Raw genomic sequence first — 1,539 nt, 5'->3', positions numbered from 1 at the left:
CTGAAGTTTCCCAATTATTGAGTAGCTGAAATACACAATGCTGGTGTATCGAGGTTTATTTTAGGTGGTTTTGCCATGTTTATAGCAAACCCCTACTTAATTCCCCTTAGGCAATAGCATTTGAAACGGATGAAAAGACTATTTTTTTCATATAGTTGTAGCATAGTTTCAATTTCACCATAAATAATTATTGGGAAACTTCAGATATTAATATAACCCATGGCAACTCATTAATACCCCATATAGAAAGTATTGAAGATGATGGCGACCAGCTTGCAGGTAAACACTTTGATTACCTTATTTCCAACCCACCGTTTGGGGTGAATTGGTCTGATTATAAAGATGATGCCTTAAAGTTTATAGCTTCACGCTATCAATGGGGAACACCTGATATTAGTGACAGAGCTTTCTTATTCTTACTCAGCATGATTGAGAAAATGAAACCAGCGGATCAAGGTGGCTCTAAAATCGCCATTCTGTTTAATGGCTCACCGTTAAGTAATGGTGATGCTTTACAAGGGGCGAGTGAAATACGTCGTCATCTATTAGAAGCCGATCTATTAGACAGCATTATTATGATGCCCGACCAGATGTTTTATAACACAGGAATTTATACTTATATCTGGATACTCAACAACAATAAGCCAGCACATAAAAAAGATCAGGTATTGATTATCAATGCCCGCGAGCAATTTGAAAAAGAACCGAAATCCTTTGGTAATAAGCGTAACCGTATAACAGATGAACACCGTGCCTGGATTCATAATAAATTTAGCGCATGGCAAGCAGATGAACACTGTAAGAAATTTAACACCACCGACTTTGCTTATCACAAAGTCAAAATTGTCTTTTGGCAAGAAGACGAAAATAATCAACCCATGTGGATACCTGAGCCACTGAGCACACAACTGAATAATGCTAATGTAAAAAAGCAGTTTGATTTCTATGCTGACTTTACGCTTTATATTGTGATTCAATCACCGTTTAAAGACGGTGAACAGATCAGTTAGAGCTTAAGATTGATGGAGCTAAACCCTTTGAAACTGCCTTGGCTGAACTATTAAGAACTCAAGTACCACAGCTAAAAGATGAAAAACTCAATGACATAAAAAAATGGTTTAAAGCACAGAATAAACAAGCAGAGTTTCACCATCGACACTATATAGCTGATACAGAATATATCCCGTTTGATGCGACTCAGACAGATAAAGAGAAACATATTAACCAGTTCCTGGCGGATGAAATTGATTACCAGATTATTAGCTGGGAAGAAGTTGAGCAACTGGGTTATGAGGTTCTGCCTAATAAGTATTTTTACCAGTATGTAGAGCCCGTCTCTAGCGACCAGTTAATTAATGAATTCTGGGAGCTGGAAAAACAAGCAGAAGACTTGTTATCTGGGATAAAGGTACTGTAATGGAGCCTTATAAATTAAAAGATTCTGGGGTTGAATGGCTAGGCAATATTCCTGCACATTGGAAAATTGATAGATTAGCGGGGAGTCGCTATTTTTGCGAAAGCTTGTTTTGGGCATCCCAG

The 1,539-nt window shown here is 37.7% G+C and carries 2 protein-coding genes; both read left to right on the top strand.

Features of this window, described 5'->3' with window-relative positions:
- Positions 1 to 179: 179 nt before the first annotated feature.
- A complete protein-coding gene (locus CDZ78_RS18485; RefSeq protein ID WP_221901701.1) occupies positions 180 to 1,010 on the top strand; it encodes an HsdM family class I SAM-dependent methyltransferase in 831 nt (276 codons plus the stop codon).
- A 38-nt stretch (positions 1,011 to 1,048) separates the two neighbouring features.
- Entirely contained in the window at positions 1,049 to 1,417 is a 369-nt protein-coding gene (locus CDZ78_RS18480) for a hypothetical protein (RefSeq protein ID WP_087871297.1), read from the top strand.
- Positions 1,418 to 1,539 lie beyond the last annotated feature (122 nt).

This window comes from Bathymodiolus platifrons methanotrophic gill symbiont, assembly GCF_002189065.1.
GTDB lineage: Bacteria > Pseudomonadota > Gammaproteobacteria > Methylococcales > Methylomonadaceae > Methyloprofundus.
The sequence above is the reverse complement of the archived record's forward strand: the minus strand, read 5'-3'. Positions and strand labels throughout refer to the sequence as shown.